Source organism: Neotabrizicola shimadae (genome assembly GCF_019623905.1).
Taxonomy (GTDB): Bacteria; Pseudomonadota; Alphaproteobacteria; order Rhodobacterales; family Rhodobacteraceae; genus Neotabrizicola; species Neotabrizicola shimadae.
On the sequence record NZ_CP069370.1, the window covers coordinates 631,155 to 656,510 of the forward strand.

The 25,356-nt window shown below is 66.7% G+C and carries 26 protein-coding genes; 17 read left to right on the forward strand and 9 right to left on the reverse strand.

Translation table 11 applies throughout. From position 1 onward, the window contains the following. Positions 1-14: 14 nt before the first annotated feature. The 5 genes from JO391_RS02955 to JO391_RS02975 form a co-directional block, all read right to left on the reverse strand. Positions 15-227, reverse strand: a complete 213-nt coding sequence (locus JO391_RS02955; RefSeq protein WP_220662717.1) for a hypothetical protein — start codon at positions 225-227, stop codon at positions 15-17. Between the two features lie 90 nt (positions 228-317). After that, positions 318-1,229 carry a pirin family protein gene (locus tag JO391_RS02960; protein ID WP_220662718.1) on the reverse strand — a complete coding sequence of 304 codons (912 nt, stop codon included), beginning with the start codon at positions 1,227-1,229 and terminating at the stop codon, positions 318-320. A gap of 91 nt (positions 1,230-1,320) precedes the next feature. Next, positions 1,321-1,878 carry a TadE/TadG family type IV pilus assembly protein gene (locus JO391_RS02965; protein ID WP_220662719.1) on the reverse strand — a complete coding sequence of 186 codons (558 nt, stop codon included), beginning with the start codon at positions 1,876-1,878 and terminating at the stop codon, positions 1,321-1,323. Positions 1,879-1,885: 7 nt separating this feature from the next. Further along, a complete protein-coding gene (locus tag JO391_RS02970; protein WP_220662720.1) occupies positions 1,886-2,422 on the reverse strand; it encodes a TadE/TadG family type IV pilus assembly protein in 537 nt (178 codons plus the stop codon). Beyond that, complete coding sequence (locus JO391_RS02975) at positions 2,419-4,233, reverse strand: pilus assembly protein TadG-related protein (protein ID WP_220662721.1); 1,815 nt, start codon at positions 4,231-4,233, stop codon at positions 2,419-2,421. Before JO391_RS02975 ends, JO391_RS02970 begins: the two co-directional genes overlap by 4 nt. Before the next feature lie 224 nt (positions 4,234-4,457). On the opposite strand from JO391_RS02975, the gene JO391_RS02980 reads away from it, so the two are divergent. Further along, positions 4,458-5,888 (forward strand): Glu/Leu/Phe/Val family dehydrogenase, encoded by a 1,431-nt coding sequence (locus JO391_RS02980; RefSeq protein ID WP_220662722.1) that lies wholly within the window; start codon positions 4,458-4,460, stop codon positions 5,886-5,888. 132 nt (positions 5,889-6,020) lie between these two features. Continuing rightward, a complete protein-coding gene (locus JO391_RS02985) occupies positions 6,021-6,437 on the forward strand; it encodes a hypothetical protein (RefSeq protein WP_220662723.1) in 417 nt (138 codons plus the stop codon). Between the two features lies 1 nt (position 6,438). Here the strand turns inward: JO391_RS02985 and JO391_RS02990 are convergent, their stop codons facing one another. Then, positions 6,439-7,080 carry a cation efflux transmembrane domain-containing protein gene (locus JO391_RS02990; protein WP_220662724.1) on the reverse strand — a complete coding sequence of 214 codons (642 nt, stop codon included), beginning with the start codon at positions 7,078-7,080 and terminating at the stop codon, positions 6,439-6,441. A gap of 98 nt (positions 7,081-7,178) precedes the next feature. Between JO391_RS02990 and JO391_RS02995 the strand changes: the two genes are divergently transcribed. The 15 genes from JO391_RS02995 to JO391_RS03065 all read left to right on the forward strand — a co-directional run bounded on the left by JO391_RS02995 (position 7,179) and on the right by JO391_RS03065 (position 21,744). After that, entirely contained in the window at positions 7,179-7,625 is a 447-nt protein-coding gene (locus JO391_RS02995; RefSeq protein ID WP_259444807.1) for a MerR family transcriptional regulator, read from the forward strand. 110 nt (positions 7,626-7,735) lie between these two features. Next, entirely contained in the window at positions 7,736-8,986 is a 1,251-nt protein-coding gene (locus JO391_RS03000; protein ID WP_220662725.1) for a sarcosine oxidase subunit beta family protein, read from the forward strand. Positions 8,987-9,196: 210 nt separating this feature from the next. Beyond that, positions 9,197-9,553 carry a hypothetical protein gene (locus tag JO391_RS03005; protein ID WP_220662726.1) on the forward strand — a complete coding sequence of 119 codons (357 nt, stop codon included), beginning with the start codon at positions 9,197-9,199 and terminating at the stop codon, positions 9,551-9,553. Between the two features lies 1 nt (position 9,554). Next, on the forward strand, positions 9,555-9,818 hold the full coding sequence (locus JO391_RS03010) for a sarcosine oxidase subunit delta (protein WP_220662727.1): 264 nt from the start codon (positions 9,555-9,557) through the stop codon (positions 9,816-9,818). After that, entirely contained in the window at positions 9,815-12,739 is a 2,925-nt protein-coding gene (locus JO391_RS03015) for a sarcosine oxidase subunit alpha family protein (protein ID WP_220662728.1), read from the forward strand. Before JO391_RS03010 ends, JO391_RS03015 begins: the two co-directional genes overlap by 4 nt. Then, a complete protein-coding gene (locus JO391_RS03020; RefSeq protein WP_259444808.1) occupies positions 12,732-13,277 on the forward strand; it encodes a sarcosine oxidase subunit gamma in 546 nt (181 codons plus the stop codon). The genes JO391_RS03015 and JO391_RS03020 overlap by 8 nt, the downstream gene beginning before the upstream one ends. A gap of 118 nt (positions 13,278-13,395) precedes the next feature. Then, positions 13,396-15,318, forward strand: coding sequence for a DNA primase (gene dnaG, locus JO391_RS03025; RefSeq protein ID WP_220662730.1), 1,923 nt, complete (start codon positions 13,396-13,398; stop codon positions 15,316-15,318). 107 nt (positions 15,319-15,425) lie between these two features. Then, positions 15,426-17,420 carry an RNA polymerase sigma factor RpoD gene (rpoD, locus tag JO391_RS03030; RefSeq protein ID WP_220662731.1) on the forward strand — a complete coding sequence of 665 codons (1,995 nt, stop codon included), beginning with the start codon at positions 15,426-15,428 and terminating at the stop codon, positions 17,418-17,420. 12 nt (positions 17,421-17,432) lie between these two features. After that, positions 17,433-17,708: an HlyU family transcriptional regulator gene (locus JO391_RS03035; RefSeq protein ID WP_220662732.1), complete on the forward strand. Its 276-nt coding sequence runs from the start codon at positions 17,433-17,435 to the stop codon at positions 17,706-17,708. 112 nt (positions 17,709-17,820) lie between these two features. Beyond that, complete coding sequence (locus tag JO391_RS03040) at positions 17,821-18,078, forward strand: hypothetical protein (RefSeq protein WP_220662733.1); 258 nt, start codon at positions 17,821-17,823, stop codon at positions 18,076-18,078. A 345-nt stretch (positions 18,079-18,423) separates the two neighbouring features. After that, positions 18,424-18,927, forward strand: coding sequence for a type III secretion system chaperone family protein (locus tag JO391_RS03045; RefSeq protein ID WP_220662734.1), 504 nt, complete (start codon positions 18,424-18,426; stop codon positions 18,925-18,927). A 25-nt stretch (positions 18,928-18,952) separates the two neighbouring features. Further along, a complete protein-coding gene (gene proC / locus JO391_RS03050; RefSeq protein WP_220662735.1) occupies positions 18,953-19,774 on the forward strand; it encodes a pyrroline-5-carboxylate reductase in 822 nt (273 codons plus the stop codon). Beyond that, a complete protein-coding gene (locus tag JO391_RS03055) occupies positions 19,771-20,106 on the forward strand; it encodes a tRNA-binding protein (protein WP_259444809.1) in 336 nt (111 codons plus the stop codon). Before proC ends, JO391_RS03055 begins: the two co-directional genes overlap by 4 nt. Next, positions 20,103-21,056 carry a 2-hydroxyacid dehydrogenase gene (locus JO391_RS03060; RefSeq protein ID WP_259444810.1) on the forward strand — a complete coding sequence of 318 codons (954 nt, stop codon included), beginning with the start codon at positions 20,103-20,105 and terminating at the stop codon, positions 21,054-21,056. Before JO391_RS03055 ends, JO391_RS03060 begins: the two co-directional genes overlap by 4 nt. A gap of 121 nt (positions 21,057-21,177) precedes the next feature. After that, on the forward strand, positions 21,178-21,744 hold the full coding sequence (locus JO391_RS03065) for a Hint domain-containing protein (RefSeq protein WP_220662736.1): 567 nt from the start codon (positions 21,178-21,180) through the stop codon (positions 21,742-21,744). On the opposite strand, the gene JO391_RS03070 is transcribed toward JO391_RS03065, so the two are convergent. The 3 genes from JO391_RS03070 to JO391_RS03080 are packed head-to-tail and all read right to left on the reverse strand — an operon-like array spanning position 21,714 to position 25,356. Then, positions 21,714-23,909: a 3-hydroxyacyl-CoA dehydrogenase NAD-binding domain-containing protein gene (locus JO391_RS03070; protein ID WP_220662737.1), complete on the reverse strand. Its 2,196-nt coding sequence runs from the start codon at positions 23,907-23,909 to the stop codon at positions 21,714-21,716. The genes JO391_RS03065 and JO391_RS03070 overlap by 31 nt on opposite strands. Continuing rightward, on the reverse strand, positions 23,906-24,889 hold the full coding sequence (locus JO391_RS03075) for a cupin domain-containing protein (protein ID WP_220662738.1): 984 nt from the start codon (positions 24,887-24,889) through the stop codon (positions 23,906-23,908). Before JO391_RS03075 ends, JO391_RS03070 begins: the two co-directional genes overlap by 4 nt. Next, positions 24,886-25,356 (reverse strand): cupin domain-containing protein, encoded by a 471-nt coding sequence (locus JO391_RS03080; protein WP_220662739.1) that lies wholly within the window; start codon positions 25,354-25,356, stop codon positions 24,886-24,888. The genes JO391_RS03075 and JO391_RS03080 overlap by 4 nt, the downstream gene beginning before the upstream one ends.

Below are 25,356 nucleotides of genomic sequence, written 5' to 3' on the forward strand. Positions count from 1 at the left end.
GCGACTGGCGGCGGCTACTGGCTTCGGATCGCGTCGGCGCGGGCCTGAAGCGCCTGGGCGCGGGCGGTGAGTTCCTCGCCCGTGTCGGGCGGGGCTTCGGGTGCGGGGGGGATGTCTTCCAATGGAACGAGGACGGGCGGCGGGCCGTCGTCGGGCGGGGGCGGGGGCAAGTCCTTCCACTCGCCACAGGCGGCGAGGGCGAGGCAGAGGGGAAGGACGCGGCGCAACGGGGACCTCCTGCGGGTTGGGCGCAGGATGGACGAAAGCCGGGGGCAAGGCAAATGCGGCAGGGCAGGCCCTGCCCCCGGTCGTGGCGGTCAGTGCGCGGGGCGGATGAAGGTGCCGTTGCGCAGTTCGGTCAGGGCCTGGCGGATTTCGGCTTGCGTGTTCATCACGATGGGGCCGTGCCAGGCGACCGGCTCTTGCAACGGCGCGCCCGAGATCAGCAGGAACCGGATGCCGTCGGGGCCGGCCTGGACCGTGACCTCGTCGCCCGTGCCGAAGCGGACGAGCGTGCGGTTGCCCGAGAGGTCGCGGATGTTGACCTCTTCGCCGCGGACTTCCTTTTCCAGGAGCACGCCTTCGGGGCGGCTTGCGTCGCGGAAGGTGCCGTTGCCTTCGAAGATATAGGCGAAGGCGCGGCGGTAGGTGTCGACCTTGAAGGTCTTGCGGCGGCCGGGGGGGACGTAGATGTCGAGGTATTGCGGTTCGGCGGCGATGCCGTCGACCGGGCCGGTCTTGCCCCAGAACGACCCCACGATGACCTTGACGGTGGTGCCGTCGTCATCGGTGATCTCGGGGATATCCTTGCCCTTCACGTCCTGGTAGCGCGGCGCGGTCATCTTCAGCGACGAGGGCAGGTTGGCCCAGAGCTGGAAGCCGTGCATCTGGCCGCGGGCGTTGCCGAGGGGCATTTCCTGGTGGAGGATGCCGGAGCCGGCGGTCATCCACTGGACATCACCGCCCTTCAGCGTGCCGCGGTTGCCAAGGCTGTCGCCGTGTTCCACGGAGCCGGCCAGCACATAGGTGATGGTCTCGATGCCGCGGTGGGGATGCCAGGGGAAGCCGCGGCGGTAATCGTCGGGGCGGTCGCCGCGGAAATCGTCGAACAGCAGGAACGGGTCGGTGAGTTCGGTGTCGCCGAAGCCGAAGGCGCGGTGCAGGTGGACGCCGGCGCCCTCGACATGGGGCTGGGCGCGGGATTCGGCGGCGACGGGGCGGATGGACATGGGAACCTCCGGATGTTGCGGTTGACCGGAAGGTAGGGCCGCGCGGCCCGCCGCCCAAGTGCGGACTGGCGCACAGGGATTGTGCTGCCTGTCAGCAGGCCACGTCGGTCAGGCAGATGCGGGTCAGGAAGCGCGGGCGGGTGACGATGAAGTTCTTGAACACCTGATCCTCGATGCCGACCTGGAAGCCGGGGGAGTAGGAGGTTTCGGTTTCCAGCAGGATCGCCGAGTCGCCGTCGGACATCAGGGGGATACGGTCGCGCACCGCCTGGAGGGTGGTGGTGGTGAGCGGCGTCATGGTGGCGCCGGGCGAGCGGGACCAGTAGACCTCGAACCGGTTGGTCTGGGGGTTCCAGTAGATGCTGGTGATGCGCATCTTCGTGGTCTGGTCGGTGTCCATCATGTACTGGAACACCTTGGCAAGGCCCGCGATTTCGGTGTTGGAGAGCGTGCCGCGTTCGCGCGAGATGTAGTCGGCGATGGTGTAGCTGGCCTTCTGCGCCAGGTTCACGGCGCGGAAGGCGTCCCAATAGACGTAGAGGCCCATGTAGGCCCAGATCATGAGGGGCAGAGCGATGACCGCCTCGGCGACGACGGAGCCGCGGTCTTCGGAGCGGAAGCGGCGGAGGGTCTGTATCAGCCAGCGCATCACACCCTCACTTCGGTTCGTTCACGAAGGCGGAGACGGCGATGAGGCCGTAGCCGCCCTGGCTGTCGAGCGGCAGGTCCGCGCCGAGGCCGGTGGTGGGGAACATGGCATCCTGCACCACGCAGACGCGGACCAGCATCATCTCGTTCTCGGCGCCGGGAACGAAGGTGACAACGGGCTCTACATCCTCTTCGCGGTCAGAACAGGCGGTGTTGGTGGCGGGCAGCGACCAGCTGGTCGCGTTGACCGGCGTCAGTTCGACCGAGGTCGAGGCGGCGCAGTCCTTGAAGATGATCGACTTGGCGCAGATGCGGTTCTTGATCGCGCGCGCACTTGGGTTGGGCACCTTGCCGAGGCGGAGATCGCGCATCACCTGGTCGAGCGACTGTTCCAGAAGGATCTGGCGGGTCATCAACAGGCCGCTTTCGAAGGACGACATGAAGATCAGCATGAGCACCGGCACGGTCAGCACGAATTCGACCGAGGCGGTGGCCCGTTCCTCGCCGACAAAGCGTGACAGGACCCGTGTAAGGGCGCGTCTCATTGCATCAGCCTCAACTGGCTGATGTTGTTCGCAATGGCGCGGAAGGCTGTCTGAATCTGCATGCCCTGAGCATTGAAGTAGTGCGACGGCGAGGTGGCGCAGGAGGAAATCTGGGTCTGGCCGTTTGAAGGCGCCTCGAAGGCGATGCCATAGACGATGACGCCGTTGTTCTTCGCCAGTGTGCAGGACTGCTGGAGAAGAGAGTTCAGGCTGGTGACCGACTGATACTGATGTTCGAAGTTTTCCATCCAGGTGTCGTAAATGTCTGTGCGCGTCGAGGATGTGGTGCCAAGCGCGCGGGCATAGAGCTGCCAGGCCACCCAGGTCACCCGCTGCGACGCCCAGACCTGTGCCCAAGTCTGCTGCACCCCGCTATTGAAGGGTGTCGAACGCCATCCAGCAGAAGTGTTTGTCGTCGTGCGGCAGGTTGACGAGGTGCAGAGATGCGGTACCCAGTATTCGTTGCTTCCGGCGGCTGTGGGCCGACCAGAGGTGTGGTGGATGGAGTAATAGCCGTCGGATGACTTGTAGATTGGTGACAGGCCGCTCTTGTAGGCGTCATTCACTACGTCGTGGGCGACGTGTTCGCCGTCCGTCATGACGACGATTACCTTCATGGCCTCGTCGTCATCCCAGTCGAAAGGGCGACCCGCCATGGTGCCGGGAATCTTGCCTGCGGTGATGAACTCCTGGAACATCGGTCGGGCGTTCGGATCGAGGAGGGCGAGACCCCATTTCATTCCGAGCGCGATCGACGTGTTCCCGTCGTCGGTGAGCTGGCCGATGTAGTTCTGCAGGGTCGCAACATCGTTCTGGGGAAGCCGGACGATGTTCTTGGTCGAGACCGGGCAGAAGAAGGAGGACGCGGCGCCCGATGACACCGAGACGTAATTGTTGTTCGACTGCGAAGACGAGTTGGCGGTGTCTGCGTAGGTCACATAGGAAATTGGGTCCGTGCGCGAGATGCCCGTGGAGGCGAACGAACTTGCCGGAAGCTCAAGGCAGTTCGAATTCGCCGTACCATGCGGATACTGGGCGTTGTACTTTGCGATCAGATCGGGGCCGATGTTCACCTGAGCATTGAACGGGACGATCGAGATTGACACGCGGTTCTCTGAGTCGTTCGCGCGGACTGTCGATACGAATTCCTTTGCGGCCGTGATCAGGGCAGCGATCTTGCTTCCGCCACTCGACATCGGGTCTCCCATTGACCCCGAGACGTCGAGCACCAGCACGATCTCGACGTTGTTGATGCGCTGTTCGGCGACAGAGACGGCCTTGGCCTGAAAATCCTCGATCCCGAGCATTCCAAGGAACATCGGCTCGGCATCTGCCTTGGCCTGCGCCTTCACATTGCGGAAGTTCATGCCCTCGGTCACGGTGACCTTGGTCAGGTAGGGCGTAAGGCCGGCCTTATCGAAATAGTCGCGCACCACGGTTTCGGGGTCGAGATCCTGGGTCATCGAGGCGGCGGCGAGGGTGGAGCGGTCGAGCGTGCTTTGCAGGTTCGTGCGGCGCTGTTCGTAGCGCATCGCGTCCACCGCGATGCCGCCCATCATGATCATCAGCAGGAACAGCAGGATGGTGAAATAGACGAGCGCACCTTCCTCGTCCCGGCGGAACCGGGCGAGGGCAGTCGAGAGGCGGTCGATTGACAGACCGAAACCACGAAGATGCATGTCACACTCCAAGCCACGCAGCGCACCGGAAACCATGTGCCTGCGGTCGGACTTCTCCACAGGCCAGATGCCTTCACCCTTGAGCCAGAATTGCGGCGAAATCTTGGGCTTTGCGTGGAATGCCATTGTCATGCGAACGATCATTGTGCGGCGGTGCCGACTGTTCGTGCTGACGGGACAGAGCGGCCCCGGTGGACGGTTCGAGGGAGGCGACCAGACGAAAAGACGGTGTCGCCGGTCGGAACGATTCGTTTCCGCCTGCGCATTGTGCAATTCGACCGGTGTCCCTGTCATGTTTTGCGGCTAGGGTCGCGGGCGGGGCGCGGCTGCGCCCGTGCCGGACAGGGAGGAATGGCATGAAGCACGCGGGTGAACCGAGCTTTCGCGACTCGGTCGATCTGATGTTCAACCGGGCGGTGGCGCTGATGGACCTGCCGCCGGGGCTGGAACAGAAGATCCGGGTCTGCAACTCGACCTATACGGTGCGGTTCGGGGTGCGCCTGCGGGGCAAGATCGAGACCTTCACCGGATACCGGTCGGTTCATTCCGAGCATATGGAGCCGGTCAAGGGCGGCATCCGCTATGCGCTGTCGGTGAGCCAGGACGAGGTGGAGGCGCTGGCCGCGCTGATGACCTATAAATGCGCGCTGGTGGAGACGCCGTTCGGCGGATCGAAGGGGGGTCTGTGCATCGACCCGCGCCAGTGGGACGAGCATGAGCTTGAGCAGATCACCCGGCGTTTTGCCTATGAGCTGATCAAGCGCGACCTGATCAACCCGGCGCAGAACGTGCCGGCGCCCGACATGGGCACGGGCGAGCGCGAGATGGCCTGGATCGCCGACCAGTATGCGCGGATGAACACGACCGACATCAATGCCAAGGCCTGCGTCACCGGCAAGCCGCCCCATGCCGGGGGCATCCAGGGCCGTGTCGAGGCCACTGGGCGCGGCGTGCAGTTCGCGATGCGCGAGTTCTTCCGCCACCCCGAGGATGTGGCGCTGGCCCGGCTGTCGGGCGGGCTGGAGGGCAAGCGCGTGATCGTGCAGGGCCTGGGCAACGTGGGCTATCACGCGGCCAAGTTCCTGTCGGAAGAGGACGGCTGCCGCATCACCGGCATCATCGAGCGCGACGGGGCATTGCGCGACGACAAGGGGCTGGACGTGGAAGCGGTGCGCCAGTGGATCGTGGCGCATGGCACGATCAAGGGCTATCCGCATGGCAGCTTTGTCGAGGACGGCGCGGCGCTCCTGGAGGCGGAGTGCGACATCCTGATCCCGGCAGCGATGGAGGGCGTGATCCACAAGGGCAATGCCGAGCGGATCAAGGCGCCCTTGATCATCGAAGCGGCGAACGGGCCGATCACCTTTGGCGCGGACGAGATCCTGCGGAACCGGGGCGTGGTGATCGTGCCGGACATGTATGCCAATGCCGGGGGCGTGACGGTCAGCTATTTCGAATGGGTGAAGAACCTGAGCCACATCCGGTTCGGCCGGATGCAGCGGCGGGCCGAGGAATCGCGGTCTCGGTTGCTGGTCGAGGAGCTGGAGCGGTTGTCGGCCGACCAGCATCTGGGCTGGACGCTGACGCCGGATTTCAAGGAGAAGTTCCTGACCGGGTCAGACGAGCTGGCGCTGGTGCGGTCGGGGCTGGATGACACGATGCGCACCGCCTACCAGTCGATGCGCGCCGTCTGGCATGGGCGCAACGACGTGCAGGATTTGCGGGTGGCGGCCTATCTCGTGGCGATCGACCGGGTGGCCATGACCTATGTGAGCAAGGGTCTGTGACGCGAAGGCGCGCAGGCTGCCCGCGATTGCGGCGGCCTGCGCGGTGACGGGGCGTCTCACGCGGGGTTTCGTTGACAAGCGGGCGGAAGGCTGATTCATCCGGGGCAGAGCAGTCCAAGATGCGGGGCAGTCATGACCTCCACCCTATCCGGCGCGTTTCGCGCCAGTTTCAAGGCAATCGTCATCGCCTTTGCCCTGGCCGTGATGGCCGGGGCGGTGGGCTATTTCATGGCCGGGGGCAACGCGCTTCTGGCCGTGGTATTTGCGGGCCTGGGCCTGGCGCTTCTGGTTGTGCTGTTCGGCCTGGTGGCGTTGCAGATCGAGAACACCGAGCTGCTGGCGCGGATCGCCGATGCGCTGGAGGCGCAGGGCGGGCGGCCGGCGCGGATGGTGGAACTGGCCGAGGCGCCGGTGGAGCCTGCGCCGCGGATGCGCAGCGTGGCGAAGGCGGAAGAGCCGGCGCTGCGTGCGCCGGCCGCGCCGCGCAAGCCGCAGGGGCCGCAGGGCCGGGTGGAGCCGGTGGTGACCATGCGGCGCAGCGCCGGCTGAGTCAGGCGTGGCGGTGATGCGCCTGGGATGAGGCAGGCTGGCGCATCTCGGCCAGGCTGCGGCGCAGGATCTGGGTGGCCGAGGTGAGGAACAGCCCCGACATCATTAGCGCGACCACGAGGTCGGGCCAGGCGGTGCCGGTCAGGGCCACGGCGCCGGCGGCGGCCATGACGGCGACGTTGCCGATGGCGTCGTTGCGCGAGCAGAGCCAGACCGAACGGACATTGGCGTCGCCTTCACGGTAGCGCATCAGCAGGAGCACCGAGCCGAGGTTGGTGGCGAGTGCCATAACGCCGATCACCCCCATGACCTCGGCCTGGGGCAGGCCCGGCCCGGCGAGGTGCCAGAGCGTCGTGCCGAAGACCCAGAGCCCCATGGCCAGAAGCGAGAGGCCCTTCAGCAGGGCCACGCGCGCCCGCGCTGCCAGCGGCCAGCCGATGACGGCGAGGCTGAGGCCGTAGGTCACGGCATCGGCGAGGAAGTCCAGCGCATCGGCCTTCAGCGCCTGCGAGCCGGCCAGTGCACCGCCGGCGAGTTCCACGGTGAACAGGGCGGCATTGGCGGCGATGACGATCCAGAGCACGCGGCGGTAGGCGGGATCGGTGCCGTCGAAACTGTGCGAATGGCCGCATTGGGCGGACATGGCGTTCTCCTTCTTGTCCTTGCGACTCGGGCTTGTCCTTATGATTCGGGGCGTAGCATCTACAGTCGCTGTAGAGGCAAGCGGACTCCGGAGGCGGCGTGGCGCGCGAGGTGACCATCGGCGAGGCGGCGCGGCAGAGCGGCGTGAAGGTGACGACGATCCGCTTCTACGAGGAGCGCGGATTGTTGAAAGCGCCGCCCCGGTCGGACGGGGGCCAGCGGCTTTATTCCGCACGCGAGGTGGCGCGGCTGCGGTTCATCCGCCATGCCCGCGACCTGGGGTTCGGGATGGAGGCCATCGCGGACCTTCTGGAGCTTGCGGCCCATCCCGAGGCGCCCTGCGCCGATGCCGACCGGCTGGCGCGCGAGCGGCTGGCGGACGTGCGCGGCAAGATCGCGGCGTTGCGCGCACTGGAGGGCGAGTTGGAGCGGATGGTGACCGCCTGCGAGGGGGGCACGGCGGCGGATTGTGCGGTGATCGACAGCCTGGCCGACCACGCGCATTGCCGGGCCGACCACGACCGCAGCGCGCTTGCCGCAGGGTGAGGTGCCGCTTGCGACGCCTTTTGTCGCGGATGGGGCAGGAAATCGCCGGGGAAGGTTGAAAACTCCGCCGCGCCCCGGTTCACTGGACCGGACGGAGAAGGATCTGCCCCATGCGCTATTCCGGCCTCAGGGTCATCACCGAAGGGTTGTTCGGCAACAAGGGCTGGAAGCCTGCCTGGCGCGATCCCGCGCCCAAGGCCGAATATGACGCGGTGATCATTGGCGGCGGCGGGCATGGCCTGTCGACGGCCTATTACCTGGCGAAGAACCACGGGATGACGAACATCGCCGTGCTCGAGAAGGGCTATCTGGGCGGCGGCAATGTGGGCCGCAACACGACCATCGTGCGCGCGAACTACATCCTGCCTGGCAACAGCGAATTCTACAGCCATTCCCTGAAGTTGTGGGAAGGTCTTGAGGCAGAGCTGAACTACAATGTCATGCATTCGCAGCGCGGCCTGATCAATCTGTTCCATTCGGACGGCCAGCGCGATGCCTTTGCCCGGCGCGGCAATTCGATGATCAACCAGGGCGACGACGCGGTGCTTCTGGACCGCGAGGGCGTGCGCGAACTGCTGCCCTATCTGGATTTCGAGCAGACGCGCTTTCCGATCTATGGCGGGCTTCTGCATCCGCGCGGCGGATCGGCCCGGCACGATGCGGTGGCCTGGGGCTATGCGCGGGGCGCGGACCGGCGCGGGGTGGATCTGATCCAGAACTGCGAAGTGACCGGCATCGACATCGAGAATGGCCGGGTGACGGGCGTTCAGACCACGCGCGGCGCGATCCGGGCGAAGAAGGTCGGCATGGTGGTGGCCGGCCGGTCGGGGCAGGTGGCGGCGATGGCCGGGATGCGCCTGCCCATAGAGAGCCATGTCCTGCAAGCCTTCGTGTCCGAGGGGCTGAAGCCGGTGATCGACCATGTCATCAGCTTTGGCATGGGGCATTTCTACATCAGCCAGTCCGACAAGGGCGGGCTGGTCTTTGGCGGCGACCTGGATTTCTACGCAAGCTATGCCGCGCGGGGCAACCTGCCGATGGTCGAGCATGTGATGGAAGCAGGGATGACGCTGATGCCCATGATCGGCCGGGCGAAGGTGTTGCGCAGTTGGGGCGGCATCATGGACATGTCGCCCGACGGGTCGCCCATCATCGACAAGACCCATATCGAGGGGCTGTTCGTCGACACCGGCTGGAACTACGGCGGGTTCAAGGCCGTGCCGGCAAGCGGCTGGTGCATGGCGCATCTGATGGCGACCGGCGAAAGCCACGAGGTCGCCCGCCGCTTCAAGCTGAACCGTTTCGCCACCGGCCATCTTCTGGATGAAGAGGGCACCGGGTCGCAGCATAATTTGCATTGAGGGGGGCAAGAGAATGAATCTGAGCACAACGCCCCCCTCCCTCTCCCTCCCCACAAGGGGGAGGGAAGCGCGAAATGCCGCAGGGCGTGCCGGTTTTCGGCTGGAGAGGCGCCCCTCCCCCCTGTGGGAAGGGGATGGGGGAGGGGGGCCGCCCGATCCGGCGCTGCTCTGTCCTATCCTGTCTGGCCGCCGACATTCATGAGGAACACCATGCGCATCCTTCTGTCCCTTGCCCTCATCCTGGCGCCCGCTGTCGCTTCGGCCTCCTGCACAGGGTCCAGCGGGGCGAATATCTGCGACATGGCTCGCATGGCGGACGAGACGCTGGTGCCGACGCTGCCGCGGGAGCTGGCGCCGGGGATCATGCTGACCGACAGCGCCATCGAGGGCGCGCGGCTGGATCTGATCCTGACGCCCGCCGCCGACCGGGCGGTCAGCATGGACGAGATCGTGCCGATGATCTGTTCGATCGACGAGGTGCAACAGCTGGTCGCCGCGGGCGGCACGTTGCGATTCATGGTGGGGAGCCGCGAGGTCGGCACCGTCACCGCCTGCCCGGAGTTCTGACATGCGCCTGACCTGTCCCCTGTGCGGCGAACGCGACCGGCGCGAGTTCTACTACTACGGCGCCGCCGATTACCTGGCTCGCCCCGAACCGGGGGCCGCTCCGGAGGCCTGGGACGATTACCTGCACCTGCGCGACAACCCCGCCGGGGTGGTGCGGGATCTGTGGTACCACGAAAGCGGCTGTGGGTCCTGGCTGGTGGTGACGCGCAACACGGTCACCCACGATGTGCTGGGTGCCGAACTTGTGGCGGAGCGCGCGAAATGAGGATCGACACCAAGGGTCTGGTGGACCGCACCCAACCGCTGCGCTTTCGCTTCGACGGGGTGGATTACCCGGCCTATCAGGGGGATACGCTGGCCTCAGCCCTGCTTGCCAATGGCGTGCGGCTGGTGGGGCGGAGCTTCAAGTATCACCGTCCGCGCGGCATCCTGACCGCGGGGTCCGAGGAGCCCTCGGCCCTGGTCGAGGTGCTGGAGGGGGGGCAGCAGACGCCGAACGTGCGGGCGACCGTGCAGGAGGTCTATGACGGGCTGGTCACACAGAGCCAGAACCGCTGGCCCTCTCTGAAGCATGACCTGATGGCGGTGAACGACCTGGCGGCGCCCTTCTTCAGCGCCGGGTTCTACTACAAGACCTTCATGTGGCCGCGGTCCTTCTGGGAGCGGCTGTATGAGCCGGCGATCCGCCGCGCGGCGGGCCTGGGCAGCCTTTCGGGCAAGCATGACGAGGCGGTCTACGAGAAGGCCTTTGCCTTCTGCGACCTTCTGGTGATCGGATCGGGGCCTGCCGGGCTGATGGCGGCGCTGACGGCGGCGCGGGCCGGGGCGGATGTGATCCTGGCCGAGGAAGAGGCGCGCATGGGCGGGCGGCTTCTGTCCGACCCGCAGGAGATTGGCGGTGGCGCGGCGGCGGACTGGGTGGCGGGCGTTCTGGCGGAACTTGGGGCGCTGCCCAATGTGCGGCTGATGACGCGCACCACGGTGACCGGCGCCTATGACCAGGGCACCTTTGGCGCGCTGGAGCGGGTAGGGCTTCATGTCGCGCCGAAGCCCGGTGTGCCGCGCGAGTGCTTCTGGCGCATCGTGGCGAAGCGTGCGGTGCTGGCGGCGGGGGCGCTGGAGCGGCCGATTGCCTTTGCCGACAACGACCGGCCGGGGGTGATGCTGGCCTCGGCTTTGCGGACTTATCTCAACCGCTATGGCGTGAGCGCCGGCAAGCGGGTGACTCTGTTCGCCAACACCGATGGCGCGCGGGCCGTGGCGCGGGAACTGGCAGCGGCGGGCGTGCAGATCGCGGGCCTGATCGACCCGCGCGAGGATGCCTCCACCGCCGAGGAATTCCCGGTTCATGCAGGGGCGGTGATCACCGGGACGAAGGGCCGCCACGGGCTGAGCGAGATAACGGTGAAGAAGGGCGGGACGGAGTTCCGCATCCAGACCGATTGCCTGGGGCTTTCGGGCGGCTGGAACCCCACGGTGCACCTGACCTGCCATATGAACGGCCGGCCCGACTGGCGCGAGGATATCGCGGCCTTTGTCCCGCGCGAGGGGGCGGTGCCGGGGCTGATCGCCGCCGGGGCCTGCAACGGCAGTTTCTCGACCGCCGGCGCGCTGCGCGAAGGGCGGGCGGCGGCTTTGCGGGCAATGTCCGATATGGACAAGCGTGGCCCGGAGATCGACCTGCCTCAGGCCGAGGATATGTCCTATTACGTCAAGGCGCTGTGGGCGGTGCCGGGGACGGGGCGTGCCTGGCTGGACTTTGCCAACGACGTCACGACCAAGGACGTGAAGCTGGCCGCGAAGGAGAACTACGCCTCGGTCGAGCACATGAAGCGCTATACCACGCAAGGCATGGCGCCGGATCAGGGCAAGAACTCCAACGTCGCCGCTCTGGCGGTGCTGGCCGATGCGACGGGGCGGGGTATTCCGGAGACGGGGACGACGACCTATCGCCCGCCCTTCGTGCCGGTCTCCATCGCCGCAATGGGCGCTGGCGGGCGGGGCGCCGGTTTCGCGCCGCAGCGCTTCCTGACCAGCGACCAAGCCAGCCGCGACCGCGGCGCGCCGATGATCGAGGCGGGGCTGTGGTACCGGCCCAGCTATTTCCCGAAGCCGGGCGAGACCACCTGGAAGGAAGCCTGCGACCGCGAGGTCCGCATGGTGCGCGAAAGCGTGGGCGTGGCCGATGTGTCCACTCTGGGCAAGATCGACATTCAGGGGAAGGACGCCGCGCGGTTTCTGGACCTGGTGTACACCAACACCTTCTCGACGCTGCCGGTGGGCCGGGTCCGCTATGGCCTGATGCTGCGCGAGGATGGCCTCGTGATGGACGACGGCACCACGGCGCGGCTTGGCGAGAACCATTACCTTATGACCACCACCACCGCCGCGGCGGGGCTGGTGATGCGGCATCTGGATTTCGTGCAGCAGGCCTTCTGCGCCGGTTGGGACGTGCGGTTCATCTCGGTCACGGAAAGCTGGGCGCAGTTCGCCGTCGCCGGTCCGAAGGCGCGGGTTCTGCTGAACGCGGTGCTGGATGCGCCGCTCGCCGATTTCCCGTTCATGGCCTGCGGGTCGGTGCGGGTGGGTGGGGTGGAGGCGCGGCTTTTCCGCATCTCGTTTAGCGGCGAGGAGGGGTATGAGATTGCGGTGCCCACGCGCTACGGCGAAAGCCTGTTCCGTGACCTGCTGGCCAAGGCTGAAACCCTGGGCGGCGGACCCTATGGCATGGAGGCGCTGAACGTCCTGCGCATCGAGAAGGGCTTCATCACCCATGCCGAGATTCATGGCCGCACCACGGCCTTCGACATCGGGCTGGAAAAGATGGTCAGCCTGAAGAAGGACTGCATCGGCAAGGCCGCAAGCCAGCGCCCCGGGCTGACCGGGCCCGAGCGCGAGCAATTGGTGGGGCTGAAGCCACTGACCCCGGACCGGCCGATCACCGCGGGCGCGCATCTCTTCGTGCCCGGCGACGAGGTCAAGCGGGTGAACGACCAGGGCTATGTCACCTCGGTCGGCTATTCGGTGACGCTGGACAGTTGGCTGGCGCTGGCCTTCCTGAAGGACGGCCGCGCGCGGCATGGCCAGACCATCCGGCTGGTCGATCATTTGCGGAGCATCGACGTGCTGTGCCAAGTCTCAGACCCCGTGTTCCACGACCCCGAGGGGAGGAAGCTGCGTGCCTGACCTGATCGCCAAACCCGCGCTTGGCCACGCGCCCCTGACCCTTGCCGGGATCACCCTGGCCGAGGCCGAGCCGGGCCGCATCACCTCGGTTGCGCCGTTTCCGGGGCAGGGGGCGGCGGTGTCGGCGGTTCTGGCGCCGCTTGGCCTGGTCTTCCCCGGCCCGAACGAAAGCCTGTCGGCAGGGCGCGCCCGCATCCTGTGGACCGGACGCGATCAGGCTTTCCTGATCAGCGCCGAGGCCCCGGCGGGGCTGTCGGAACTTGCCGCGCTGACCGACCAGTCGGATGGCTGGGCCTGCCTGACGCTGACCGGCGCGGTGGCGGATCAGGCGCTGATGCGGCTGGTGCCGGTGGACCTGCGCGACAACGCCTTCCCGGTGGGGCGCTGCATCCGCGCGCCGCTCAACCACATGAGCTTGATCCTGACCCGCACGGAAGCGGGCTTCGAGCTTTACGTCTTCCGCTCGATGGCGCGCACTGCCTGGCATGAGTTGGAGGAGGTGATGACAGTGCTGGAGGCCAGGGCGGCCCTTATCTGAGGCCGGCCGCCTCGCTTTCCGTCATGCCGGTATCCTGGGTCGGGGCCGGAGGGCAGACGGCCCCCTCAGCCTGTCCGTCCCGCTTTACGGCGGGGCCGGAAGCGCCGATATAGGTGCCATGTCGCTGCCCCCCGGATTCCTTGACGAGCTGCGAACCCGCCTGACCCTGTCGCAGGTGGTCGGCCGCAAGGTCACCTGGGACATGCGCAAGTCGAACATGGCCAAGGGCGATTTCTGGGCGCCCTGTCCGTTCCATCAGGAAAAGTCGGCGTCGTTCCATGTCGATGACCGCAAGGGGTTCTATTACTGTTTCGGCTGCCACGCGAAGGGCGACCTGCTGACCTTCGTGAAGGAGACGGAGAACCTGTCCTTCATCGAGGCGGTCGAGGTTCTGGCGCGCGAGGCGGGTATGGCAATGCCCGAACGCGACCCGCGCCAGGCACAGGTAGCAGACCGGCGTACCCAGCTGGCGGCGGTGATGGAAGAGGCGGTGAAGTGGTTCCGGCTGCAGCTGAAGACCGCCGCGGCGGCCGATGCGCGGGACTATCTGGTGCGCCGCAGACTTTCGCCCGAGGCGCAGGACCGGTGGGGCATCGGTTTTGCGCCGGACGGCTGGCATGCTCTGCAACTGGCGATGAAGCAGAAGGGCATTGCCGACGATCTTCTGGTCGAGGCGGGGCTTTGCGCGAAATCGGACCGGGGCGGAGAGCCCTATGACCGGTTCCGCAACCGGATCATCTTTCCGATCCGCGATGCGCGCGGCCGGGCGATCAGCCTGGGCGGCCGGGCGATGGACCCCAAGGATTCGGCCAAGTACCTGAACGGGCCGGAGACGCCCCTGTTCGACAAGGGGCGCAACCTGTTCAACATCGGCCCCGCGCGTGAAGCGGCGGGCAAGGGGCTGCCGCTGATTGTGGCCGAGGGCTACATGGATGTGATCGCCCTGTCCGAGGCCGGGTTCCGCGCCGCCGTGGCCCCCCTTGGCACGGCAGTGACCGAGGACCAGCTGCGGCTGATGTGGCGCGTGTCCGACGAGCCGATCATCGCGCTGGATGGCGATGCCGCGGGCATCCGCGCCGGGCTTCGGGTGGTGGATCTGGCGCTGCCGCTGCTGGAGGCGGGCAAGGGGCTGCGCTTTGCGCTTCTGCCCGGCGGCATGGACCCCGACGACCTGATCAAGGCGCGCGGGGCCCCTGCGATGCAGAAGGTGCTGGACGAGGCGAAGCCGATGGTGAGCCTGTTGTGGCAGCGCGAGACCGAGGGCCGCGTCTTCGACAGCCCCGAACGCCGCGCGAGCCTGGACAAGACGCTACGCGCGGTGCTGGCGCGGATCGCCGATCCGTCGATCCGCAGCCATTACGCCGAGGAAATCCGGCGATTGCGGGCGGAGCTATTTGCGCCCGCCGGGCGTGTCAGCCCGTTCCGGCCCGGCTTCCGCAAGGGGCCGCAGGTTGCGGTTGCGCCCGTGCCGACCTCGCGCGCCTCGGCGCTGGCGGCGGAAGGGCCGGAGGTCGAGCACCTGACGCTGGCGCGGGTGCTGATCGCCACGCTGATCGCCCACCCTGCGCTGATCGCCCGGTTCGAGAGCGACCTGGAAGGGCTGGACCTGCCCGATGCCGACCTGCAGGCGCTGACGGCGGCCCTGCTGCGCCATGCCCATGACCCGGAGGCCCTGCTGCCCGACCTGGAAGGCCGTCTGTCTACCGCGCTTGAAACCCTGCGCGCCGATCCCCATGTCCGGTCGGCGCCACCCGTGCGCAAGCCCGAGGACCGCGAGTTGGCGCTCTTGTGCGTGGCCGAGGGGCTTGCGAAACTAGAGGCGCGACGCGGCGCGGCGGCCGAGATCGCCGAAGCGATGGAAGACGTGGAACGGCTGGCCGACGAGGGGCTGACCTGGCGGCTGAGCCAGGCGGCCGAGGCGCGCAACCGGGCGGAACGGTCCCGGCTGGACGAGGGCGATGGGGGCGAAGACCGGGCAGCGCTGTCGCGCCACCTGCAATCGCTGATCGACGGAGAGATCTGGCGCAAGAAAAACCGATGACCGACCTTCCCCCCGCCTTGATTCGCAGTATTGATTCGAATCCGGTTCGGCCGATTCGGCCCTCTGACTTCGCCACCTGACAGACACCCGACAGATCTGGAATCCGCATGGCCCTTAAAGACACCGACGACGCCAAGCCTGAAACCGACGAGCCCGATGTCTCGCTGGACATGAGCCAGGCGGCGGTCAAGAAGATGATCGCCGATGCCCGGGAGCGCGGCTACATCACCTATGACCAGCTGAACCAGGTGATGCCGCCCGACACCGTGTCCTCGGAACAGATCGAGGACGTGATGTCGATGCTGTCGGAGATGGGCATCAACGTCATCGAGGAAGAGGAAGCCGAGGAAGGCGAGGCGACGGCGACCGAGCTGGTCGAGACCTCGACCTCGCGCGAGGTGGCGGTGGTCGGCCCGGCGAGCGAGACGCTGGACCGCACGGACGACCCGGTGCGCATGTACCTGCGCGAGATGGGGTCGGTCGAGCTTTTGAGCCGCGAGGGCGAAATCGCCATCGCCAAGCGCATCGAGGCCGGTCGCAACACGATGATTGCGGGGCTGTGCGAAAGCCCCCTGACTTTCCAGGCCATCACCATCTGGCGCGACGAGCTTCTGTCTGAGGACATCCTGCTGCGCGACGTCATCGATCTGGAGGCCACCTTCGGCCGCAGCCTCGATGGCGACGAAGAGATGGTGGGGCCGGACCTCGAGGGCGTGGACATGCCCGCGGCCCCGGCGCCGCGCCGGTCGGCCTCGAGCGAGCCTGAACTGGACGCGGACGGCAACCCGATCAGCCGGGTCGATGACGACGACGAGGACGACGAAGCCTCGGCCATGTCGCTGGCCGCGATGGAAGCGGCACTGAAGCCCAAGGTCCTGGAAACCCTGGACAGGATCGCCGAGGATTACGGCACGCTGGCCGAGATGCAGGAAGCGCGGATGAGCGCGACCCTGTCGGAGAAGACCCGGTTCTCGGCGGCGGAAGAGGCGGCCTACCAGAAGCTGAGGTCGGAGATCGTGGTGCTGGTGAACGAGCTGCACCTGCACAACAACCGGATCGAGGCGCTGATCGACCAGCTCTACGGCATCAACAAGCGCATCATGTCGATCAACTCGGGCATGGTGAAGCTGGCCGATGCCGCCCGCATCAACCGCCAGGAATTCATCGCCGAATATCAGGGCTATGAGCTGGACCCGACCTGGATCGAGCGCATGGCGGCGAAGTCCGGGCGCGGCTGGCAGACGCTGATGGAAAAGAGCCGCGACAAGGTGGAAGACCTGCGCGGCGAGATGGCCCAGGTCGGCCAGTATGTCGGCGTGGACATCAGCGAGTTCCGCCGCATCGTGAACCAGGTGCAGAAGGGCGAGAAGGAAGCCCGCCAGGCCAAGAAAGAAATGGTCGAGGCCAACCTGCGGCTCGTGATTTCCATCGCGAAGAAGTACACGAACCGCGGGCTGCAATTCCTTGATCTTATTCAGGAAGGCAACATCGGCCTGATGAAGGCGGTGGACAAGTTCGAGTACCGCCGCGGCTACAAGTTCTCGACCTACGCCACCTGGTGGATTCGGCAGGCGATTACGCGCAGCATTGCCGACCAGGCGCGGACCATCCGCATTCCGGTGCACATGATCGAGACGATCAACAAGCTCGTGCGCACCGGCCGCCAGATGCTGCACGAGATCGGCCGCGAGCCCACGCCCGAGGAACTGGCCGAAAAGCTGCAGATGCCGCTGGAGAAGGTTCGCAAGGTGATGAAGATCGCCAAGGAACCGATTTCCCTGGAGACGCCGATCGGCGACGAGGAAGACAGCCAGCTTGGCGATTTCATCGAGGACAAGAACGCAATCCTGCCGCTGGATTCCGCCATTCAGGAGAACCTGAAGGAAACCACGACCCGTGTGCTGGCCTCGCTGACTCCGCGCGAGGAGCGGGTTCTGCGGATGCGCTTTGGCATCGGCATGAACACCGATCACACGCTGGAAGAGGTGGGTCAGCAATTCTCGGTCACGCGCGAGCGGATTCGTCAGATCGAGGCGAAGGCGCTCAGGAAGCTGAAGCATCCGAGCCGGAGCAGGAAGCTGCGGAGTTTCCTGGATCAGTGAGGGAGGGAACGCATGTCGCTGTTATCCCGCCTCTTTGGAGGCAAGTCCGAGTCCAGGGAACCTTCGGCTGCCGCTGGCAGCACCGAAGACCACAAGGGTTTTCTCATCACGCCCAAGCCCATCCGTGAGGGGGGGCAGTACCGGGTTTCCGCTCTGATCGAAAAGGACGGGCGCAAGCACGATTTGATCCGGGCGGATACCATGGCCTCGCTGGAGGAGGCGACGTCACTGTCGCTTTCCAAGGCACGGCAGATGATTGACGAACAGGGCGAGGGCCTGTTCGGCTGATGTATCTGCACCCTGAGGGCGGCGCAGGGACGGCCAGGACGGCGCAATCCGGCAAGTCGGTAGCCTTGCTTCGTGCAAAGCTCTGCGTGGGAAAAGACCCCATGGAGGAATCATGATCCGCATTCTCGCTGCTGCCTCGCTTGTTGCCATGGCCGGTACGGCCAGCTTCGCCCAGGAGGGCGACCCCAACACCATGAAGTGCGTCGAGTTCATGGCGCTGAGCGCCGAGGGCATGGCGCAGGTGAGCCGCCAGGTGAGCATCAACGGTGGTGGACCGAACGAAGTGAACGCCGACATCGTGCGCAAGCTGGAGAACACCTGCCCGACCAACCCGGAAATGACCGTCGCCGAAGCTGCCGGCCAGTCGTGACCCCCGCGGCCGGGGCCTCGGCCCCGGCCCTGCGCCGGCGGGCTTGCCTGCCGGCATCGCCCTGAGGGCGTACCGCTCCGCGAACTCCCGAGAATCTCTGCCTTCGCGCCTGGACGGTGCAGCGACGGTTGATGCGCCGGCGGGCGCGCTGTATGCAGAGTGGGCGTGAGAACAAAATAGCAACATCTTATCCACAGCTAAATCCGCAAGAAATTGCTTTACACACTTTCGCTTTGGCCACACCATATCTAGTAAGGGCCGCGTCGGGCAAACGCAGACCCTTGCCAGACACCCAACAGGTAGGCAAGAAAGACTTGCCTGTGGGCATCATGATGAGGCCGGGCAATGTCGCTTTCCGAAGATTTCCTCACGACGGGTGACCTTCACCCGATCGACATCGTCGAGACGCTTGCGGAAACCCATGATTGGGAGTTCGATCGCGTCACCGAGGACCAGATCGCCATGGCGGTCGAGGGCCAGTGGAGGACATACTCCCTGACGCTCGCCTGGTCGGGCCAGGACGAGACGCTGCGACTGATCTGCACCTTCGAGATGGAGCCGCCGGCCGAACGCCGTGCTGCCCTGTACGAAGTGCTGAACCGCTGCAACGACATTGTGTGGACCGGCGCCTTCACTTGGTGGGAAGACCAGAAGCTGATGGTCTGGCGCTATGGGCTTGCGCTCAATGGCGGGCAGATGGCGGTGCCCGAGCAGATCGACCGCATGATATCGTCTGCCGTCATGGCGGCCGAGCGGTTCTATCCGGCCTTCCAGCTGGTGTCCTGGGGCGACCAGACACCTGCAGCGGCGATGCAGGTTGCCATTGCCGAGGCCTACGGGCGCGCATAACCTCCCGCGGCAAAGCGGGGTAACCATGCAACTGGAACAGATCAACCGCCGGGGGCTTGTGCTTCTTGGCTGCGGCAAGATGGGCTCTGCCATGCTGGAAGGCTGGCTGTCGCGCGGGCTTGCGTTGAACGCGACCTGGGTGAACGACCCAAACCCATCGCCCTGGCTGAAGGGCCTGGCCAATCGTGGCCTGCGCTTGAACGCGGACCTGCCCGAAAATCCCGCCGTGGCGCTGATTGCCGTCAAGCCGCAGATGATGGGCGAGGCGCTGCCGGCGCTGCGGTCGTACGGCGGCGGCGACACATTGGTGATGACGGTGGCTGCGGGCACCACGATTGCCACATATGAATCAGTGCTGGGCCAGGCCACGCGGATCGTGCGCGCCATGCCGAACACCCCGGCAGCGGTCGGGCGGGGCATCACGGCGATCATCGGCAACGCGCAGGCCACGGCAGAGGATCTGGATCTGGCCGAGGCGCTGTTGTCGGCGGTCGGGCAGGTGGTGCGCCTGGAGGGCGAGCACCAGATGGATGCGGTGACGGCCGTTTCCGGCTCGGGCCCGGCCTATGTGTTCCACCTGATCGAGGCGCTGGCCGCGGCAGGCGAGGCCGAGGGTCTGCCGGCCGACCTGTCGATGCAACTGGCCCGAGCGACCGTGTGCGGTGCGGGGGAGCTGGCCGCGCGCTCACCCGAAACGGCGGCGCAGCTGCGCATCAACGTGACCTCGCCGGGGGGGACGACCGCCGCGGCGCTTGGCGTTCTGATGGATGCGGAATCGGGCTTTCCGGCCCTGTTGCGCCGCGCCGTCCATGCGGCGGCGGAACGCGGGCGGGAGCTGGGCAAGTGACCATCACTTATGACGATTTTGCGCGGGTGGACATCCGCGTGGGCACCATCACGCGCGCTGAACCTTTCCCCGAGGCGCGCAAGCCCGCCATCAAGCTGTGGGTGGATTTCGGTGGCGATCTGGGCGAGAAGCGGTCGTCGGCCCAGATCACCCGGCACTATGCACCGGACACGCTGGTGGGTCGCAAGGTTCTGGCTGTGGTGAACTTTCCACCGCGCCAGATCGGCAAGGTGATGTCGGAAGTGCTGGTGCTGGGAGTTCCCGATGAAGCGGGCGAGGTCGTGCTGATCCGCCCCGATTTCGACGTGCCGGATGGAGGGCGCCTTTTTTGACCCAGTCGCTGCTGATCACCCGCCGCCTGCCCGACCGGGTTCTGGCCGCTGCCGGCGCCCGTTTCGACGTGACGCTGCGCGACGAGACCAAGCCCTTGACCCAGCGGGAGTTGCGCGCCGCGCTGACCGAGTTCGACGCGGTGCTGCCCACTTTGGGCGACCGTTTTGACGCCGCGCTGTTCGCCGAGGTGGGCAAGCCGCGCTGCGGGATTCTTGCGAACTTCGGCGTGGGCTACAACCATATCGACGCGGTGGCCGCCAAGGCCGCGGGCGTTGCGGTGACGAACACGCCGGGTGCGGTGACAGATGCCACGGCCGATGTGGCGCTGACTCTGATCCTGATGACGGCACGGCGCGCCGGCGAGGCCGAGCGCATCCTGCGGGCCGGCAAGTGGGAAGGCTGGGGACCGGTGCAGATGCTTGGTACCCATGTGACGGGCAAGCGCGTGGGCATCGTCGGCATGGGCCGCATCGGCAAGGCCATCGCGCGGCGCTGTCATTACGGCTTTGGCATGGACGTGGTCTTTGCCAACCGATCGACAGTGGACGATCCGGGCCTTCCGGCGCGCCAGGTGCCGCTGGCCGAGGCGATGGCGGCCGATTTCGTAGTGGTCGCCGTGCCGGGCAGCCCGGCCACGCATCACCTGATCAATGCGGCGGCCTTCGCGGCCATGAAGTCCGAGGGCATCTTCGTCAACATCTCGCGCGGGGATGTGGTGGACGAGGCGGCGCTGATCGCGGCGCTGCGCGCGGGCCAGATCAAGGGCGCGGGGCTTGACGTCTATGAGTTCGAGCCCAAGGTACCGACCGAACTCGTGGCGATGGAGAATGTCACGTTGCTGCCCCATATCGGGACCGCCGCGCTGGAAGTACGCGAGGCCATGGGCTTGATGGCGGTGGACAATCTGGTGGCCCACCTGGAAGGACGGCCGCTGCCCAACGCGGTCTAGCCGAGGTCCCTGGCGCGTCTTCGCGCAATTTGACGGAACTGCCATCGAACTGCCGCTCCTCCGTCGTGGAATGGCGCTTTGCATCCTGCATGCCCGAACCATGATGCGCGGAGGCAGAAAGATGGGGCAGGGCGGGTTACCGCCGGTCGGGCTGGGCCTGACGACGCCCGTGGCGACCCCGACGGGTTGGCGTCCCGCGGGAGAGATCGCGCCGGGTGACCTGCTTTTCACGATGGATGCTGGGGCGGTCGCGGTGACCGGGGTGGAGCGGATCGACCTTGCCGCGCGCGTCCGCGCGGTGCGCGTGCCCTCCTGGGCGCTTGGCAACCGGCGCGGGGTCTCTCTGGCGCCTGGGCAGGGTATTCTGCTGCACGAGCCGCTTGCGGAAGAGCTCTACGCCGATCCCTTCGCGGTGCTGCCGATCGGTGCGCTGGTCGGATGGCGCGGCATCGTCGCCCTGCCGCATGGCGCCGTGCCGATGGTCCTGCCGCGCTTTCGCGCGCCGCAGGTGATCTATGCGGCGCGCGAGCTTCTGGTGGCCTGCCCGGGCGAGGGTCCGGCGCAAGCCCTTTCGCCCGTTCCTTTCCCCGCCGATCAGGCGCGGCACCTGGCCCTGTGCCTAATGGCACAGGACCTGGGCACCGCGCTGGCCGCGGGTCAGGCCGCGGCGGGGACGATGCCGTCGTAGAAGCGTCCGCCGCTGGCCGCCATGTCGCGCAGGCTTTGCGTCGCCTTGAAGCGGGGGCCATGTGCGGCCTCCAGCCGGTCGCACAGCGTGACCGCCGCGGCAGCGCCCGTGATGTCCAGCCAGCCGAAGGGGCCGCCCGACCAGGGTGCGAAGCCCCAGCCGAGGATGGCGCCCACATCGCCCTCGCGGATGTCGGTCAACACGCCCTCGTCCTGTGCGCGCACCGCTTCCAGCACCTGCACCAGCACCAGGCGGTTCTTCACCTCTTCGACATCCGGCTGCGCGGCCTTGACCGGCCATTCCGCGCCAAGGCCATCCCACAGGCCCTGCCTCTTTCCAGCCTCGTCATAAGCGTAGAAGCCTGCCTTGGCCTTGCGCCCCATGCGGCCCAGTTCGGCCATGCGGAACAGCACCGCATCTACCGCGCCATCGGGATAGGCGTCGCCCATCGCGGCGCGCGTCGCCTTCGCGATCTTGACGCCCAGGTCGATCGAGGTCTCGTCCACCAGCTGCAGCGGCCCGACAGGCATCCCCAAAAGCTTCGCCGCATTCTCCACCAGAGCCGGCGAGACGCCTTCGGCCACCATGCGGATGCCCTCGTTGATGTAGGGGATGATGCAGCGGTTGGCATAGAAGAACCGAGCGTCGTTCACGACGATCGGCGTCTTGCGAAGCTGGCGCACGAAGTCCAGCGCCTTGGCCACGGCGCGGGGACCGGTTGCCTTGCCCTTGATGATCTCGACCAGCGCCATCTTCTCGACCGGCGAGAAGAAGTGGATGCCGATATAGGCATCTGGGCGGGTGCTGGCCTTCGCCAAGCCGGAGATCGGCAGGGTCGAGGTGTTGGTGGCGATGATGCAATCGGGGCCGACGACGGCCTCGATCCTGGCGGTCACATCGGCCTTGATCTTCGGATCTTCGAACACCGCTTCCACCACCAGGTCGCAGCCCGCCAGCGCCGCGTAATCCGCCCCCGCCGCGATGCGCGCCAAGAGCTCATCCCGTGCCGCAGCACTGCCCTTGCCGCGGGAGATGTCCTTGTCGATGCCGGCGGCGATGCCGGCCTTGCCGCGTTCGGCCGCCTCGGCGCTGGCATCCAGCAGCACCACCTGCATGCCGGCCTTGGCCGCCACATGGGCAATGCCTGCGCCCATCATGCCGGCGCCTATCACGCCCAGCTTCGCCACCTTCTGATCCTCGACCTTCGGCCGGTTCGCACCCTTCTCCAGCGCCTCTTTCGAGATGAACAGCGACCGGATCATCGCGGTGGAAGACGGGTTCAGCAGGACCGAGGTGAAGTGCCGCGCCTCGACCTTCAGTGCCGTGTCAAAGGGCACCAGCGAACCCTCGTAGGCCGCGGCCAGCAGGGCTTGCGCCGCCGGGAAGGCGCCCATCGTGCGGCCCGACACCATGGCCGAGGCGCCGACGAAGATCTCGAACCCCTGCGGCGTGTAGGGCGCGCCGCCCGGCAGCTTGAACCCCTTGCGGTCCCAGGGCTTCACGATGTCGTCGGGCTTGGCGGCCAGCACCCATTCCTTGGCCCGCTTCAGCAGGTCCTCGGGCGCCACCACCTCGTCGATCAGACCCGCCGCCAGCGCGGCCTTGGGCGCGGAGAGCTTTCCCTCCAGCAGGAAGGGCGCCGCCATCATCGCGCCCAGCTTGCGCACCAGCCGCGTCGTGCCGCCGGCGCCGGGGAAGATGCCGACCATGATCTCGGGCAGGCCGATCTTCGCCTTGGGATTGTCGGCCGCGATGATACGGTGGCAGGCCAGCGGCAGTTCGAAGCCGATGCCAAGCGCGGTTCCGGGCAGGGCGGCAACCACGGGCTTGCCGCCCTTCAGCGTCTTGGGGTCCATGCCCGCGCGCTCGATCCGGCGCAGGATGCCGTGCACGTCCATCAGCCCGGCAAAGACCGAGGCCGCCGGGCTTTCACCGCCTTCGGATTTCATCTGCGCGATGGTGTTCAGATCCATACCCCCGGCAAAGTCCGGCTTGCCCGAGGTGATGACGATGCCCTTCACCTCCGGATCGGCCAGTGCACCGGCCACCAGCGCGTCCAGTTCGGCAAAGCCGTCACGCGACATGACGTTCATCGACCGGCCCGGCACGTCCCAGGTGATGACGGCGACGCCATCGGCGTCCTTGGCAAGGGTGAAGTCTTTCATCGGTTCGTCTCCTTGGGCCAGCCGGGCAGGGGGGTGCCATCCTTGCGGGTGACATGGCGCCAGCCTGCGGCACGGCGGTAATGCAGGTCTACGTCGGGATAAGTGACTTCGTCCTCGGGCAGGCGCGCGCCCGCGACGAAATAGGTGACAGGGGCCGTGCCGTCATTGCGCAGGCAATGGCCATTGGCCACGCCTGCCGGCCAGCAGGCGCAGCCGCCGGGGCGGAGGATATGCGGGCCATCATTTTCGACCAGCGTGACCTCGCCCTCCAGAACATAGAGGAACTCGTCCTCCTCTGCGTGCCAATGCCGGTGGCTGGATTGCGCCCCCGGCATGAGCGTTTCGGTGAAGGCACCGAACTGGGTCAGCCCGCCAGCATCCGAGATCGGGTGGGCCACATAGGCGCCAAGCGCGGGCAGGCCATGTTCGCCCCCTGCCGATCCGGTCTCGCCGGGGACCGAGCCTCTGGCGAAGTAGCGTGGCTTGCGCGTGCCATCCCAAGGCTTGCCCCAGGCGGGCCGCAGACCCAGAAGCTCGGCCGGCAGGTCGCCGCCGCGCTGCCTGACGCCTGCGCTGTCCAGAAGCTCCCAGGCGGTATCGCTGTTCACGAGCTTCCAGCCCCCGTCCGGGTAGTGGCAGACGTCCCGCGCCGCGCGCGAACCGACGATCAGGAACCGCGCGGGGGCGTCCGACAGGTTCTTCACATGGTGGCCGTTCGGCTCGCCGTGCCGCCAGCAGGCGGCATCGCCGGGATGAAGCGGGTGCTCACCCTCTTCGTCCACAGCCACAACGGTGCCTTCCAGCACATACAGGAACTCGTCTTCACTCTCGTGCCAATGCCGGCGCGAGGTGACACCGCCGGGCGCCAGCACCTGCAGATAGGCGCCGAACTGCGTCAGCCCCCCGGCGTCGGACAGGTGGCAGGTCGTCACCCCTTCGACTTCCGGGTGGGTGATGGCGCGGGTCGGATCGACGATCATCTGGGTCCCGTCCAGTCGGTGCCGTCCTTGTAGGTGAAGCGGGCCTTTCCGGCCTCGATCTCCACCTTCAGGTCGACGTCGGAATAGGTCGCCACCTCGCGTTTTGCCTTGGTGCCCACCACCAGGAACTTCGCCACCTTCTCGGTGCGATTCAGGAAGTGGTGCCCGTCGGTGGACCCCGCCGGGAAGGCCGCGCAATCGCCCGGGCGCATGACGGTCTCGCCCCCGTCCTGCACCATGACGCATTCGCCTTCGGTGACCATGACGAACTCGTCCTCGGCCATGTGCCAGTGGCGCAAGGAGGACATCGCGCCCGGCTCCAGCATCACCAGGTTCACACCGAACTGCGTGAGGCCCCCGGCATCGCCGAGCCGAAGGGACGAGCGGCCCTTCACCATCGAGGCATAGGGTTCGGGATAGATCGAGCCGGTCTTCACCGGCACCTGCGACAGATCGAGCTTCGGCAT

Excerpts from the sequence above, each read along its gene's own strand:
- JO391_RS02960 (WP_220662718.1), bottom strand. The coding sequence starts at position 1,229 with ATGTCCATCCGCCCCGTCGCCGCCGAATCCCGCGCCCAGCCCCATGTC.
- JO391_RS02965 (WP_220662719.1), bottom strand. The coding sequence starts at position 1,878 with ATGCGCTGGCTGATACAGACCCTCCGCCGCTTCCGCTCCGAAGACCGC.
- JO391_RS02970 (WP_220662720.1), bottom strand. The coding sequence starts at position 2,422 with ATGAGACGCGCCCTTACACGGGTCCTGTCACGCTTTGTCGGCGAGGAA.
- JO391_RS02975 (WP_220662721.1), bottom strand. The coding sequence starts at position 4,233 with ATGACAATGGCATTCCACGCAAAGCCCAAGATTTCGCCGCAATTCTGG.
- JO391_RS02980 (WP_220662722.1), top strand. The coding sequence starts at position 4,458 with ATGAAGCACGCGGGTGAACCGAGCTTTCGCGACTCGGTCGATCTGATG.
- JO391_RS02985 (WP_220662723.1), top strand. The coding sequence starts at position 6,021 with ATGACCTCCACCCTATCCGGCGCGTTTCGCGCCAGTTTCAAGGCAATC.
- JO391_RS02990 (WP_220662724.1), bottom strand. The coding sequence starts at position 7,080 with ATGTCCGCCCAATGCGGCCATTCGCACAGTTTCGACGGCACCGATCCC.
- JO391_RS03000 (WP_220662725.1), top strand. The coding sequence starts at position 7,736 with ATGCGCTATTCCGGCCTCAGGGTCATCACCGAAGGGTTGTTCGGCAAC.
- JO391_RS03005 (WP_220662726.1), top strand. The coding sequence starts at position 9,197 with ATGCGCATCCTTCTGTCCCTTGCCCTCATCCTGGCGCCCGCTGTCGCT.
- JO391_RS03010 (WP_220662727.1), top strand. The coding sequence starts at position 9,555 with ATGCGCCTGACCTGTCCCCTGTGCGGCGAACGCGACCGGCGCGAGTTC.
- JO391_RS03015 (WP_220662728.1), top strand. The coding sequence starts at position 9,815 with ATGAGGATCGACACCAAGGGTCTGGTGGACCGCACCCAACCGCTGCGC.
- dnaG (WP_220662730.1), top strand. The coding sequence starts at position 13,396 with ATGTCGCTGCCCCCCGGATTCCTTGACGAGCTGCGAACCCGCCTGACC.
- rpoD (WP_220662731.1), top strand. The coding sequence starts at position 15,426 with ATGGCCCTTAAAGACACCGACGACGCCAAGCCTGAAACCGACGAGCCC.
- JO391_RS03035 (WP_220662732.1), top strand. The coding sequence starts at position 17,433 with ATGTCGCTGTTATCCCGCCTCTTTGGAGGCAAGTCCGAGTCCAGGGAA.
- JO391_RS03040 (WP_220662733.1), top strand. The coding sequence starts at position 17,821 with ATGATCCGCATTCTCGCTGCTGCCTCGCTTGTTGCCATGGCCGGTACG.
- JO391_RS03045 (WP_220662734.1), top strand. The coding sequence starts at position 18,424 with ATGTCGCTTTCCGAAGATTTCCTCACGACGGGTGACCTTCACCCGATC.
- proC (WP_220662735.1), top strand. The coding sequence starts at position 18,953 with ATGCAACTGGAACAGATCAACCGCCGGGGGCTTGTGCTTCTTGGCTGC.
- JO391_RS03065 (WP_220662736.1), top strand. The coding sequence starts at position 21,178 with ATGGGGCAGGGCGGGTTACCGCCGGTCGGGCTGGGCCTGACGACGCCC.
- JO391_RS03070 (WP_220662737.1), bottom strand. The coding sequence starts at position 23,909 with ATGAAAGACTTCACCCTTGCCAAGGACGCCGATGGCGTCGCCGTCATC.
- JO391_RS03075 (WP_220662738.1), bottom strand. The coding sequence starts at position 24,889 with ATGATCGTCGATCCGACCCGCGCCATCACCCACCCGGAAGTCGAAGGG.
- JO391_RS03080 (WP_220662739.1), bottom strand. The coding sequence starts at position 25,356 with ATGCCGAAGCTCGATCTGTCGCAGGTGCCGGTGAAGACCGGCTCGATC.